General features: G+C 57.9%; 12 protein-coding genes. 7 read left to right on the top strand and 5 right to left on the bottom strand.

Annotated features, from left to right (window positions below):
* The first annotated feature begins 40 nt into the window (after window positions 1–40).
* Entirely contained in the window at window positions 41–484 is a 444-nt protein-coding gene (locus tag BMY55_RS01520; RefSeq protein WP_091427672.1) for an NUDIX hydrolase, read from the top strand.
* Here BMY55_RS01520 and BMY55_RS01515 read toward each other — a convergent pair.
* Window positions 463–1761 (bottom strand): PP2C family protein-serine/threonine phosphatase, encoded by a 1299-nt coding sequence (locus BMY55_RS01515; RefSeq protein WP_245744620.1) that lies wholly within the window; start codon window positions 1759–1761, stop codon window positions 463–465. The genes BMY55_RS01520 and BMY55_RS01515 overlap by 22 nt on opposite strands.
* A gap of 150 nt (window positions 1762–1911) precedes the next feature.
* Between BMY55_RS01515 and BMY55_RS01510 the strand changes: the two genes are divergently transcribed.
* Window positions 1912–2226, top strand: a complete 315-nt coding sequence (locus tag BMY55_RS01510) for an Hpt domain-containing protein (protein WP_091427669.1) — start codon at window positions 1912–1914, stop codon at window positions 2224–2226.
* Here the strand turns inward: BMY55_RS01510 and ilvA are convergent.
* Window positions 2223–3470, bottom strand: a complete 1248-nt coding sequence (ilvA, locus tag BMY55_RS01505; RefSeq protein WP_091427667.1) for a threonine ammonia-lyase IlvA — start codon at window positions 3468–3470, stop codon at window positions 2223–2225. The genes BMY55_RS01510 and ilvA overlap by 4 nt on opposite strands.
* 138 nt (window positions 3471–3608) lie before the next feature.
* On the opposite strand from ilvA, the gene BMY55_RS01500 reads away from it, so the two are divergent.
* Window positions 3609–4832, top strand: coding sequence for an argininosuccinate synthase (locus BMY55_RS01500; RefSeq protein WP_091427665.1), 1224 nt, complete (start codon window positions 3609–3611; stop codon window positions 4830–4832).
* Window positions 4833–4909: 77 nt separating this feature from the next.
* Complete coding sequence (locus tag BMY55_RS01495; RefSeq protein ID WP_091427663.1) at window positions 4910–5197, top strand: SCP2 sterol-binding domain-containing protein; 288 nt, start codon at window positions 4910–4912, stop codon at window positions 5195–5197.
* Here BMY55_RS01495 and BMY55_RS01490 read toward each other — a convergent pair.
* A complete protein-coding gene (locus BMY55_RS01490; RefSeq protein WP_091427661.1) occupies window positions 5194–6081 on the bottom strand; it encodes a ribokinase in 888 nt (295 codons plus the stop codon). The genes BMY55_RS01495 and BMY55_RS01490 overlap by 4 nt on opposite strands.
* 175 nt (window positions 6082–6256) lie before the next feature.
* On the opposite strand from BMY55_RS01490, the gene BMY55_RS01485 reads away from it, so the two are divergent.
* Both BMY55_RS01485 and BMY55_RS01480 read left to right on the top strand, forming a co-directional pair.
* Window positions 6257–7276, top strand: a complete 1020-nt coding sequence (locus BMY55_RS01485; protein ID WP_091431919.1) for an isocitrate/isopropylmalate dehydrogenase family protein — start codon at window positions 6257–6259, stop codon at window positions 7274–7276.
* Between the two features lie 181 nt (window positions 7277–7457).
* Window positions 7458–9671 (top strand): NADP-dependent isocitrate dehydrogenase, encoded by a 2214-nt coding sequence (locus BMY55_RS01480; protein WP_091427659.1) that lies wholly within the window; start codon window positions 7458–7460, stop codon window positions 9669–9671.
* Between the two features lie 51 nt (window positions 9672–9722).
* Here the strand turns inward: BMY55_RS01480 and BMY55_RS01475 are convergent, their stop codons facing one another.
* Together BMY55_RS01475 and BMY55_RS01470 are read right to left on the bottom strand one after the other, a co-directional pair.
* Complete coding sequence (locus BMY55_RS01475; RefSeq protein ID WP_091427657.1) at window positions 9723–10598, bottom strand: COG3904 family protein; 876 nt, start codon at window positions 10596–10598, stop codon at window positions 9723–9725.
* A gap of 45 nt (window positions 10599–10643) precedes the next feature.
* Window positions 10644–12905 carry an NADP-dependent malic enzyme gene (locus BMY55_RS01470; protein WP_091427655.1) on the bottom strand — a complete coding sequence of 754 codons (2262 nt, stop codon included), beginning with the start codon at window positions 12903–12905 and terminating at the stop codon, window positions 10644–10646.
* 252 nt (window positions 12906–13157) lie between these two features.
* Between BMY55_RS01470 and galE the strand changes: the two genes are divergently transcribed.
* Window positions 13158–14168, top strand: a complete 1011-nt coding sequence (gene galE, locus BMY55_RS01465) for a UDP-glucose 4-epimerase GalE (protein WP_245744619.1) — start codon at window positions 13158–13160, stop codon at window positions 14166–14168.
* The last annotated feature ends 46 nt before the right edge of the window (window positions 14169–14214 follow it).

Raw genomic sequence — 14214 nt, 5'->3', positions numbered from 1 at the left:
CGCGTCTATATGGTGTCGGCAACCGAAGGGAAAAGGGCAGATGCGCAGATTTGGCAAACAGCGGGAACATGGGCGCAAATACGTGCTGCGGCCTGGCGCCTATGCCATTCTCGTTCATGGTCACGACATGCTGATCACCCATCAGGCCGAGCCGTTCAACGAATTCCAGCTTCCCGGCGGCGGGATTGATCCCGGCGAAACGGGGATTGTGGCGCTGCACCGCGAGGTGATGGAGGAGACGGGATGGAAGATCGCCGCGCCAAAACGGCTGGGGGCGTATCGCCGGTTCAGCTTTATGCCAGAATACGACCTGTGGGCGGAAAAAATTTGTCACATCTTCGCGGCCCGCCCGATCCGGCAGGTCGGCGCGCCGCTGGAGCCAGATCATCAGGCCATTTGGACCGATTTCGATACGGCCTTACGCATCCTCTGCAACCAGGGTGATCGCCATTTTGTCCGCCATCACCTGCGGTCAGGTCGGTAAGTGACCATCACGCAAGATAAATCATCCCCCAGATCCTGCCCCCCTGAAAAGGCATCGAGATCCCAGACCAACGCATCGAACAGGGCCTCGTTCGTCAACGCGCTGTTTTTTCTAAGAATATTCGCCAACCCAGCCTCATCCAGCATGGCGCCGGAATTGTCGGTGCATTCGGTAAAGCCGTCGGAATAGAAGATCAACCGCTCACCGGGTAAGAGCGATAGCTGTTGTCGGTCGAACTGAGCATCTGTGATCAGACCAATCGGCATCCCACCTTCCCCGAAAAACCTCACCCGGTTCTGCGTCGACAACCGCACCGCATTTGGGTGGCCGCACTGTGACATCTCGACCGCACCGGTTGTCAGGTCGAGATATCCGAACAGCATCGTAAAATAGTGCTCGGACCGCAGATCGTTCAGCAAGAGCTTGTTTAGCTCGTCTGCAACAATCTCGGGCGGGCGGCAGCGATAATCGCCGCTCGGCCCTCGCTCAAGCGCGATATTGTGTGTTGGCGACCCGTCCGAGAAATACGACGCCAGTCGCGCGGTCAGCAATGCGGAAGCGATCCCATGCCCGGACACGTCGATGGAGTAGAACGCAAGCGTGTCGGGGCCGGCCTCAAAAAAACCGACAAGATCGCCACCCACATGGCCGCAAGGTTTCAGCATCAATGACACCTCGGCCGCGCCAAAATCGCGATATTTTTCACGCACCAAAGATTGCTGCATCTTCCGCGCCTCAACAAGGTCACGGTCAAGCGAGTCATAAAGCGCCTGAATTTCATCAAGGGTCGAGGTGACAAGCCGGTTCTTATCCTGCAACTCCCGTTCCATCGACAGGATGCGGCCACCAGCATTGATACGCGCGCGCAACTCGTCCGGGTTGACAGGTTTTGCAAGAAAGTCATCCGCCCCGACGTCCAGCCCCTGCGCGACGGCGCCCTTGTCGGTTTTTGACGTCAGCAGAATGAAATAGACATAGCCCGCAAGCGGCAGCTGGCGAAACGCCGCGCACAGCTCAAGCCCATCCATCCCCGGCATCATCCAATCGCTGAGAATCAGGTCGAAATGCTCACGCCCAAGGATGTCCAACGCCTCGTCACCCGTTCCGGCTTCGGTCACGTCATAGCCTTGTCGGGTCAGGGAAGACGTCAATATGCGGCGCTGCGCCCGGCTGTCATCGACCACCAGAATCCGGCGGACCGGATTTTCAACCACCTGAACAGGTGGCGCAGCTGGGGTTGGCTCGTCACAACCTAAATATGCATTTGCGGCGCTCACACTTATGTCCCGGATAGGATTCGCTTTGTCAGAAATGGTTAGCGCCTGTCGTTTAACAGTCATTTAAAGCGAAAATTTTACGTGATCTTCGCGGCTTACGGCTTGTTAACCGCCTGCGGCTAAACTGCCGGAGCGTAGAAGGAGGCCGTAATGATCAATTGGACTCGCGTGAATGAGCTGAAAGCCGAAATCGGGGAAGACGACTTCGCCGAAGTCGCCGTTCTGTTTCTGGAAGAAGTGGAGGAGGTGATATGCCGTCTGAAATCCGCACCGAAACCGGATCTGTTTGAACAGGACATGCATTTTCTGAAAAGCTCGTCTTTGAATCTGGGGTTTGATCAACTGTCAAAACTGTGTGGCGAAGGCGAGCGGGAAGCGGCAGCCGGAAACTATGACGCCGTTCCTCTGGCGCCCGTTTTCCAAACCTATGACGCATCAAAGCAGGCGTTTTTGAGCGGTGATTAGACCACGAACTCGGCGATGGTTTCATCGTTCGTGATGTCGGAATAGACAAAACCGCCCGCGTCCAGCCGGGCATATAGCGTTTCGAAATTTTCGGATCGGCTGGTTTCGATGCCAATCAGAACCGACCCGAAGTTGCGTGCGCTTTTCTTCATGTATTCAAACCGTGCGATATCGTCCTCTGGCCCGAGCGCTTGAAGAAAGTCTCTCAGCGCGCCTGGCCGTTGGGGAAGTCGCAAAAGGAAATATTTTTTTACCCCCGCATATCGCTGACTGCGTTCTTTCACTTCCGGCAAACGTTCGAAATCGAAATTGCCGCCGGACGTCACGCAGACTACGGTTCTGCCTTTCACCTCGGCGCGCAGGTCTTTCAGCGCATCAATTGACAAGGCGCCAGCGGGTTCCAGAACCACACCTTCGACGTTCAACATCTGAAGGATTGTCGAACAGATGCGATCCTCGGGCACCGTCAGAACGTGATCGGCAGGCGTGGCTTTCAGCGCGTCAAAGGTAAGCTGTCCGATTTGCGCCACCGCCGCCCCGTCGACGAAATTGTTAACCCGGTCCAGTTTGACCGGTGCCCCGACGTCCAGAGCTGCGGTCAAACTTGCGGCCCCGGCGGGCTCAACAAACCTGATATCTGTTTGCGATGAAACATCGCGAAAATATCGACTCACGCCCGCCGAAAGCCCCCCGCCACCGACCGGCAACACGACCATGTCTGGCGGGCTGCTCAATTGCTCGACAATTTCGGCCGCGACGCTTGCCTGCCCTTCGATCACATCAAGGTCGTCAAAGGGCGACAGGAAATGCCCGCCAGCGTCAGAACAGAACTGCGTCGCCTCGGCCAGCGTGTCGTCGAAATAGTCACCAACAAGGCGGATTTCAACGTTGTCGCCGCCAAAAATGCGCGTCTTGTCAATCTTCTGCTGCGGTGTCGTGACCGGCATGAAGATCACGCCCTTCACATCGAAATGACGACAAACATACGCCACGCCCTGCGCGTGATTTCCAGCCGAAGCGCACACAAATACGCTGGTCTTTGGGCTGCGCGATCGCACCTTGGCCATCGCGTTCAGCGCACCCCGGATCTTGTAGCTGCGCACCGGGCTTAGATCCTCGCGTTTCAGCCAGATATCAGCTTCATACATCTCGGACAGGTGATCGTTGCGCAGCAAGGGTGTTGCGGGAAACAGCGTGCGCATCAGATGTTCGGCGCTGTGTGCTTTGTCTGTGAATTTGGTCATGGCACAGCCTTCACCTGAAAATCAGAATGGTTCAAGCCCTTGCTGACGGTTCATACCTCCACCGCGCTTGTGGGAAGGCTCCTTGCTCTTACCAATAAAAACAGGTAACTGCGCGCAGACGATACGTAGGAGAAAACAATGCCCGCGCCCAAGAAAGTTGTCCTGGCCTATTCCGGAGGTCTTGATACCTCGATCATCCTGAAATGGCTGCAAACCGAGTATGGTTGCGAAGTGATTACCTTCACCGCTGATCTTGGTCAGGGCGAAGAGCTGGAGCCGGCACGCAAGAAGGCCGAGATGCTGGGCATCAAGCCGGAAAACATCCACATCGAAGACCTGCGTGAAGAGTTCGTGCGCGACTATGTGTTTCCCATGTTCCGCGCCAACGCGCAGTATGAAGGTCTGTATCTTCTGGGGACATCCATCGCGCGCCCGCTGATCTCCAAACGCTTGGTTGAGATCGCGGAAGAGCACGGCGCGGATGCCGTCAGCCACGGTGCCACGGGCAAGGGCAACGATCAGGTGCGCTTTGAGCTGGCGGCCTATGCGCTGAACCCGGAAATCAAAGTAATCGCCCCGTGGCGTGAGTGGGATCTTGGCTCGCGCACACGTCTTCTGGAATTTGCCGAGCAGCACCAGATCCCGGTGGCCAAAGACAAACGTGGCGAGGCCCCGTTCTCGGTTGACGCGAACCTTCTGCACACCTCGTCCGAGGGCAAAGTGCTGGAAGATCCCGCCGAGGACGCACCTGATTATGTCTATCAGCGCTCCGTGCATCCAGAAGATGCCCCTGACACACCCGAATTCATCGAAATTGGGTTCGAGAAGGGCGACGCAGTGTCGATCAACGGCGTGGACATGTCCCCCGCAACCGTCCTGACCGAACTGAACGAATATGGCCGCAAGCATGGCATCGGCCGTCTTGATCTGGTTGAAGGCCGTTATGTCGGGATGAAGTCGCGCGGGATTTATGAAACCCCCGGCGGCACCATCCTGCTGGACGCCCATCGCGGGATTGAATCGATCACGATGGACCGAGGCGCGATGCATCTGAAAGACGAACTGATGCCGAAATATGCCGAGCTGATTTACAATGGATACTGGTTCAGCCCCGAGCGCGAAATGCTGCAAGCTGCCATCGACGCCAGCCAGGATCACGTGACCGGCACGGTGCGCATGAAGCTTTACAAGGGGTTGGCCCGCGTTGTGGGTCGCTGGTCTGATCATTCGCTTTATTCCGAAGAGCATGTGACCTTCGAGGAAGACATGGGCGCGTATGACCAGAAAGACGCGGCAGGTTTCATCCAACTGAATGCGCTGCGTCTGAAGCTGATCGCGATGCGTAACCGCCGCTTCAAGTAACCTCGCGCCACGTCACCGTGGACCGAAACTGAACGCCCTCGTATCAAGCGGGGGCGTTTATTTGCTTGGAGACCCGGATGCCATTGACCCCGATTGCCGAAAAGATTGAACGCGGCCTGAAGAAGCGGCCGTTCGACGAAAGCCTCAAGCTGGATTGCGGTGACGATGGTGTCATCATATTGCGCGACGGTGCGGTGTCACGCGACGATACGGACACAGCCTGCACAATTTCGATGACGCGTGATAATCTTGAAAAGCTCATGGCAGGCAAGCTGAACCCGATCAGCGCCTTTGCTATGGGCAAGATCAAAGTGTCTGGCGATGTCTCGATTGCGATGCGTCTGGGCCAATTGCTGAGAGGTTAATCAGAGCCTCTTTCTGCCAGGAACGCAACAACCTCGGCCCGGTTTGGCATCGCGTCCGCCGTGCCGTGGCGCGTGACCTGAATGGCCGACGCCGCCGCGCCAAACCGGATCGCGTCAGGGATGGTCATCCCATGATCCAGCGCAGCGACCGTATTTCCGACAAAGCAATCGCCGGCACCGGTTGTATCTACCGGATCGACCTTGAACGCGTCCGCATAGATGTGTTCGCCCGTTGCACCAACCCGCCAGACAGCGCCATTCGCTCCCCGCGTGATTAGCAGGTTGGGCACCTCAATATCATCGACCTCAACGCCCAGCGCGCTCGACAGTTGTTCGGCCTCAACCTCGTTCACCACAAGAAGGTCGACGACGGGCAGCATCTGGATTGCGCGAGATGCATCGAAGGGTGCGGCAGAGTAAACAACGAATACGCCACACGCGCGCGCGATCAGGGCGGCCTCGTATGTCAGGCAGGTTTCGTTTTGCAGAACAAGATAGTCGTCCGGCACAGCCTGGCCCAACGCTTCACCGATTTGAGTGTCTGATATATGTGCATTTGCGCCGGAATAGAGAATGATCAAGTTCTCCCCAGCCGTATCAATACAGATATTGGCGTGCCCTGTGGCTGTGGGGACCGTGGCGACGAGATCAGTATCAACACCCGCGTTGGACAAGCGGGTCTTGCACCATCCGCCTTCCTCTCCAATGGCACCGATATGGTGCACGGGCGCACCCGCAAGCGCGGCGGCGATGGACTGGTTCGCGCCCTTGCCGCCCAGCCCCACACGATAACCCGACGACGCAAGTGTCTCGCCCGGCATCGGCAGGTGGTCCACCTCGTAAAAATGGTCGATATTGATGGATCCCAGATTATAGATTGCCAAGGTGCCCTCCCGTTTTGTGGGTAGCCTATTGCGCTGGACAGTTATCACAAGGGAAAGCTAGGCTGGACTGCGATTACCCCCGATTTATTCGAGGTGGTGAATTTGACTTTCTGCTTGTATTCCATTGTATACCGTTTAAGTGAGCAGGGAACGCGCAAAAAGCCTGGAGATAACCATGACCACCAAGATCCAAGCAACCCTGATTCCCGGCGACGGTATCGGCCCCGAAATCACACAAGCCGTCACTGCCATCCTTGACCATATGGGCAAGCCGTTTGAGTGGGACGTGCAGCAAGCAGGTATGGCCGGCATTGATGCGTCCGGCGACCCGCTGCCGCAAGCAACCATCGACAGCATCCACCGCACCAAACTGGCGCTGAAAGGCCCATTGACCACTCCGGTCGGCGGTGGCTTCAAGTCGATCAACCTGCAACTGCGTCAGGAGTTCGAGCTGTTCGCCAACGTGCGCCCCACCAAGACGATCAAGACCGATGGGCGGTATGACAATATCGATATGGTGATCTTCCGCGAGAACCTTGAAGGCTATTACATCGCCGACGAAGGATACATGGAGCATGATGGCGACCCACAAGGTAAAGTCTATTCCACCGGTTATAACACCAAGCAAGAAGCGCGCCGGATCACACGCGCTGCGTTCGACTATGCCGTCGCCAACGGGCGCAAGAAAGTCTCGATCGTGCACAAGGCCAATATCCTGAAGCTGCTGTCGGGTATGTTTCTGGAAGAGGCACGCGAGGTCGCGAAAGAATACGAAGGACGCGTGGATTGCGACGAGCGCATCGTGGATGCCTGCGCCATGCAGATGGTGATGTATCCCGAAGCGTTTGACGTGATCGTCACCACCAACCTGTTCGGCGACATCCTGTCCGACCTGGCCGCCGGTCTGGTTGGCGGGTTGGGGCTGGCCCCCGGAGCCAATATCGGTAAAGACGCCGCGATTTTCGAGGCCGTCCACGGCTCCGCCCCCGACATTGCCGGTCAGCAGAAAGCCAACCCCTGCGCCTTCCTGATGGCGGCGGGCCTGATGCTGGAACATGTTGGCCTGAACGACGAAGCGGGCCGCCTGAAAAAGGCTGTGATAGAGACTGTTCAAGCCAAAGACCGCGTCACCCCAGATCTGGGTGGCACCGGCAATACCATGTCGATTGCCGACGCGATCATGGACCGGCTGTAGCGTTTCCAATCACGCAAATGGGCGCGTGGTCTGATCTTCGATCCCATTTGTGGCAACTGTTAGCGCCCCACCCTTTTTTTCTGCATCAATCTTGTGTATGTGGGTGGGGAAATTTCACCTTTCACCGGTTGGGGCGTTGGCCCTTCGGTGAAACTCTCCGCGAAAAATGAGGTGTCCTGACATGACCGATACATCGCAACCTGACATTCTGTATACCATTGTAGACGAAGCGCCCGAGCTGGCCAGCGCTTCGTTTCTGCCAATCATCAAGCGTTTTGCGTCCGCAGCGGGTGTGACTGTTGGCACCAAAGACATTTCGCTTGCCGCGCGCATCATCGCGACTTTCCCGGAAAACCTGACCGAAGATCAACGCCAACCCGACGATCTGGCCGAGCTTGGCAAGCTGGTGAAAACGCCTGATGCCAACGTCATCAAGCTGCCCAACATCTCGGCGTCGGTGCCGCAACTTGTGGCCGCGGTGGAAGAGCTTCAGGCGCAGGGCTACAAACTGCCAGACTATCCCGAAGAACCCAGGACCGACGAAGAGAAAGCCATCCGCGCCCGTTACGACGCAATCAAGGGTTCGGCGGTGAACCCGGTTCTGCGCGAAGGCAATTCCGACCGTCGCGCAGCCAAGGCCGTAAAGAACTTCGCCCAGAAAAACCCGCATTCGATGGGTGACTGGTCGTCAGACAGCAAGACCAAGGTCTCGTCCATGCCCGGCAATGATTTCTATGCGAACGAGAAGTCCGCGACCATCACCGCGACGCAAGCCGGTGATGCAAAGATCGAATTTGTTGGCAAAGACGGAAGCGTTACCGTTCTGAAAGACGGCTGGACGCTGGACGAAGGCACAATTGCAGACGCCACGTTCATGTCGGCCCGCGCGCTGGGTTCATTCCTTGCCGACGCCATTGCAGACACCAAAAAAGATGGCACCATGTTCTCGCTTCACATGAAAGCGACGATGATGAAGGTCTCGGACCCGATTATCTTTGGTCACGCCGTTAAGGCCTGGCTTGCACCCGTGTTCGACAAGTTTGGCGGTAGGTTGGAGGCGCTGGGCGTCAACCCGAACTCCGGTATGGGCGACTTGCTGGAACGCGTCGAAAACGATGCCGAAATCATGGCCGCGATTAAGGCTGTAACTGCTGAACGGCCAGCGATGTATATGGTCGATTCGGACAAGGGCATCACCAACCTGCATGTGCCATCGGACGTGATCATCGACGCCTCGATGCCCGCCGTGATCCGCGCAGGCGGCAAGGGCTGGGACGCGGCAGGCAAAAAGGGCGACACCAACTGCGTGATCCCTGACCGGTGTTATGCAACCGTCTATGACGAAGCGATCAACTTTTTCAAAGAGAACGGAAAGTTGGATGTCACCACCGCCGGCGCCGTCGCAAATGTGGGTCTAATGGCGCAGAAAGCCGAAGAATATGGCTCGCACCCCACAACCTTCGAAGCCCCCGCAGACGGCATCATTCGCATTGTTCTGGCCAACGGTGACACCCTGCATTCGCACAATGTCGAAGCCGGAGATATCTGGCGCGCCTGCACCGTCAAGAAAGCGCCGATTGAAAACTGGATCGAGCTTGCGATGGACCGCCAACGCCTGACCGGGTCTGAATCGATCTTCTGGCTGGATGCAAACCGCGCCCATGACGCCGAGCTGATCAAATACGTCGAACCCGCGCTGAAAACAGCCGGGGTCGCCGATAAGTTCCAGATCATGGCACCGCGCGAAGCGACCCGCCAATCGCTGGAAACCATCACCGCGGGCAAGGATTCGATCGCCATCACAGGCAACGTTCTGCGTGACTATCTGACCGACCTGTTCCCGATTTTGGAGCTTGGCACCTCGGCCAAGATGCTGTCGATCGTGAAGCTGATGCAGGGCGGCGGGCTGTTTGAAACCGGTGCGGGCGGATCTGCCCCCAAACACGTTCAGCAACTGGTCGAAGAAAACCATCTGCGTTGGGATTCAATGGGTGAATTCTGCGCACTGGGCGAAAGCCTGAACTTCCTGGCCGATGCGAAAGGCAACGCCAAGGCGGGTGTTCTGGGTCGTGCAGCCGAAGATGCCACACAGGGCATTCTGGACAACAACCGCTCGCCGTCGCGCAAGGTGGGCGAGCCGGACAACCGCGACAGCCACTATTGGTTTGCCCGCTACTGGGCCGAGGCGCTGGCGGCGCAAACCGACGATGCTGAAATCGCGGCGGAGTTTGCCCCCATCGCAAAAGCTTTGGCCGACGGCGAACAGGCAATTTTGACCGAGCTTGCTGCGGTTCAGGGTCCGGCCGCCGATATCGGTGGCTATTACCACCCGAGCGTTGAGAAAAAGGCGAAAGTGATGCGGCCCAGCGCCACGCTGAACGCCATCATCGGTTAACCTTCTGCGCTGCAAAGCCAGAACACTCCGTCATATCTTGGCGGGGTGTTCTTATTTGCGCTGGGATTCCTGGGTCAACACATTGGCGCGGAGCAATTCATCACGCGCGGGAAACCAGATGGATCGGTTCGGGCTGTTATAGATGCGCGCGGCGAATTCATCGCTGACCCCCTGCTGCACGAAGAACAACCGGTCACGCTCTTGTTCTTCTGCGATGTCGAACTGGGGCAGCTTTGCCGCGTCCATCAGCGCATAGCCATGAAAGCCCAGCTGCGCATCTGGATCAGCGGTTCGCGTTGCCCCGGCGATAAACACGATTGTGCAGGCCGAGCTACAATTTTCTTCGACATGTGTGTCTAGCCTGGCTGAAGTGATCAGCTTTGCCAGCCCGCGTGCCTCAAAGATATTGCCGCCTGAACTGTCCAGATAAACGGTAGAAGGCCCGGCGTTTTCCGCCAGAATCGCCGCCATCCGCTTCGTGACCCCATGTGTCAGATCGCCCTTAAACGTCACCGCGCTGCGGGCATCATCCACGGTCAGCACATATTGCGCGGCGCGCATCCGTTCCATTTTGACGGAATAAAGTTCTTCCGCTGGCGGCGCATTGGCGGCCAGCACCAGACCCCACCACTGTGACAGCATGACCGCGACCGCCACGATCAACGCGACCATTCCGCCCCACAACGGCAGCATCGAACTGGACCCTGACAGGTTGTGCTCTGCCGCACGAAAGTAACCGACAGACTGCCAGATCATCACGATCAAATCGGCCGCGACTGCGGCAAACAGGAAGATTTTGGGTAAGGGCTGCGCCCAGGTCAACAACGCAAGACCACCGTAGGCACCCAGGCGCAACAGAACACCATTGACCCAGAACGAGCGGTTCAGGGGCTGCTGTCCACGCCAATGAGTTTTAACATATCCCATGCCCCACGATAAAGGCATGAGACAATTCCGGTCAAACGGCTGAGGTTATCTCTCGCCCAACCGCGCCGCCGCCAAGACCGCCATGTTCAGAATGTCGTTCGAGGTGGAATTGGTCGAGCAAATCTGGATCGGTTGATCAATGCCCGACAGGATCGGGCCAATCACTGTCGCACCCGCCAACTCCTGCATCATCTTGACCGAGATTGACGCCGAATGCCGCGCGGGCACCACCAGCACGTTGGCGGGACCCGACAGACGACAGAACGGGTAATGCGCCATCACGTCTGCGTTCAGGGCGACATCGACGGTCATTTCGCCATCAAACTCAAAATCGACCCCGCGCGCTTCCAGAATGGCGGGGGCTTCGTGCATTTTCTCGGCCCGCTCGGACTTGGGATAGCCAAAGGTCGAGAAGCTGACAAAGGCCACCCGCGGCTCAAGCCCAAGACCGCGCGCGACGGCCGCGGCGCGCACGGCGATATTGGCCAGGTCCTCGGTCTCGGGCCATTCATGCACCAGCGTATCGGCAATCAGGACGATCCGCCCTTTGTGCAGCAAGGCGGTGACACCTACGGCTCCGTCCGTCGCGCGGGCGTCAAAGACATGGTTGATCCGGTCCAGAATATAGGCCGATTTGCGCGTCGCCCCGGTGATCAGCCCGTCCCCATGCCCATGCGCCAGCATCAGTCCCGCAAAGACATGCCGGTCGCGAGCCGCCAACCGGTTGATGTCGTGGCGATCAAAACCATTGCGTTGCAGCCGCTCATACAAGAACTCTTTGTATTGAGGCATTTGATCTGTGTTCGCCGCGTTCACCACGTGCAGCTCGCGCACCGCATCGCCCAGCCCTTCAGCTTCCAGCTTGGCTTTCACATCCTCTTCGCGACCAACCACAAGGGCACGACCATAGCCATTGCGCTGGTACTGAACCGCAGCCCGCAACACCTGCGGCGTATCACCTTCGGCAAAGATCATCGTAGCCTGATTCTTACGCGCCCGCGCCGTGATCCCGCGCAGGATCGAGGCGGTCGGATCCATCCGTGCCTTCAGGCTTTGTTCATAGCCATCCATGTCGATGATCGGACGACGCGCAACGCCCGTGACCATCCCGGCCCGCGCCACAGCCGGCGGCACAACATAAATCAAGCGCGGATCAAAGGGCGTCGGGATGATGTAATCGCGCCCGAAAGTCAGCTTCTTGCCGTAAGCCATCGCGACCTCGTCCGGCACATCCTCGCGCGCCAGTTCGGCAAGCGCACGGGCGCAGGCGATCTTCATCTCGTCATTGATCGCGCGGGCGTTGATGTCCAGCGCCCCACGAAACAGATAGGGAAAACCCAACACGTTGTTCACCTGGTTGGGATAGTCCGACCGTCCGGTGGCGACAATGGCATCATTGCGCACCTCATGCGCTTCTTCGGGCGTGATCTCCGGGTCCGGGTTGGCCATCGCGAATATCACCGGGTTGTCGGCCATCGAGGCGACCATGCCCTGCGTCACCGCCCCCTTGACCGACACGCCCAAAAACACATCCGCGCCCTTCATCGCCTCTTCCAGCGTGCGCAGGTCGGTATTGGCGGCGTGGGCGGATTTCCATTGGTTCATGCCATCCTTGCGACCCTGATAGATGACGCCTTTTGTGTCACAAACGATGCAATTGTCATGCTTGGCGCCCATGGCCTTGATCAGTTCAATGCAGGCAATCCCGGCGGCACCCGCGCCGTTCAGAACGATCCGGCAATCCTCGATCTTCTTGCCGGACAGATGCAGCGCGTTCATCAACCCCGCCGCACAGATCACCGCCGTGCCGTGTTGGTCATCGTGAAAGACCGGAATGTCCATATCCTCTTTCAATCGTTGCTCGATGATGAAGCATTCCGGTGCCTTGATATCTTCAAGATTGATGCCGCCAAAAGTCGGCCCCATGAGTTTGACCGCGTCGATGAAGGCCTCGGGATCTTCGGTATCCAGCTCGATATCGATCGAGTTCACGTCGGCGAACCGCTTGAACAGCACCGCCTTGCCTTCCATCACAGGTTTTGACGCCAAGGCACCAAGATTGCCCAGCCCCAGAACCGCCGTCCCATTCGAAATCACCGCGACAAGGTTGCCTTTGTTCGTATAGTCATAAGCCGTCTGAGGATCGGCCGCGATGGCTTCGCATGGCACGGCCACACCGGGGCTATAGGCCAAAGACAGATCGCGCTGGGTCGTCATGGGGACCGAGGGGGTGACTTCGAATTTGCCCGGCATGGGGTCCAAATGGAAGGCAAGCGCCTCTTCCGACGTGATCTTGGCTTTGGGCATGAATTACGGCCTTTTTGAAGTGGTTGGAACGCCCAACCCATACAAGGGGTGAGCGGTGGCCTCAACCGCTATCCAAGCAATTTTATGTCGTTTGACGCCAGATTGTTGCAATTTATAGAAACCAATGAAGAGTTGGCCAGCAATAACCCGAATGTTAGCGCCATCTTGGCCCCCCATCCTCACCACTTCGGTTCCCGCGTGCCTTTTTCTTGCAGCCAGCCTATACCTGCTTCAACGGACAAGAGGTTTCACGTGGTTCAAAAGATTCTGCTGACAGGCGGCGCCGGGTTCATCGGGTCGCACACATATGTCGCCCTGAAGGCCGCAGGGTATGAGGCCGTCATCCTCGACAATTTCTCGAACGCGCGCCAAGACGTGATTGACCGGCTTGAGATCATCACCGGCGCACCCGTCGAACATGTGGTCGGCGACGTTTTGGACGGCGCGTTGCTGGACCGCATCTTTTCCGAACACGCTATACAGGCCGTCATCCATTTCGCCGCGCTGAAGGCTGTGGGGGAAAGCGTTGACAAGCCGCTGGACTATCTGAACACGAACATTGTTGGGCTTTATTCCCTGCTGGGCGCAATGCAGCGGGCCGAATTATTCTCGTTGGTCTTTTCGTCGTCAGCGACGGTGTATGGTGAGCCTGCCCGCCTTCCGGTCGACGAGACCGCGCCGCGCAGCTTCAACAACCCCTATGGCTTCACGAAGCTGGTCTGCGAACAATCGCTGGAACAGATTGCCGCATCGGATGACCGCTGGGCGTTTGGCGTTCTTCGATACTTCAACCCGGTCGGCGCGCATGAAACCGGGTTAATTGGCGAAGATCCCAACGACATTCCGAACAACCTGGTGCCCTATATTGCAAAGGTCGCCACCGGCGAACTGGAACAGCTTTCGATCTGGGGCGACGACTATGACACGCCCGACGGCACCGGTGTTCGCGACTATATCCATGTGATGGACCTGGCGCGCGGCCATGTGCAGTCGCTGGATGCGCTGCTGGCATCGGGCGCGGGCCATGTGGTGAACCTTGGCACCGGCACCGGTTATTCCGTGCTGGACGTTCTGCGCGCCTACGAGCGCGCCGCCGGTCGTACACTGCGTTACCGCATAGCCCCGCGCCGCGCCGGGGATGTCGCTTGCGTCTATGGTGATACGCAGCTGGCCGAGCAAACCCTGGGTTTCAAGGCGGAATTGGGTCTGGATGAGATGTGCGCCTCAAGCTGGAACTGGGTCTCGCGCCGCAAAAACACCTGATGCCCCTTTCGTCCGGGAAGTGAAGGCCATAGTCTGGCGCAAACCG

Source organism: Aliiroseovarius sediminilitoris (assembly GCF_900109955.1).
Classification (GTDB): domain Bacteria; phylum Pseudomonadota; class Alphaproteobacteria; order Rhodobacterales; family Rhodobacteraceae; genus Aliiroseovarius; species Aliiroseovarius sediminilitoris.
Note: the sequence above shows the minus strand (reverse complement) of the source record. Positions and strands in the feature narration are given on the sequence as shown.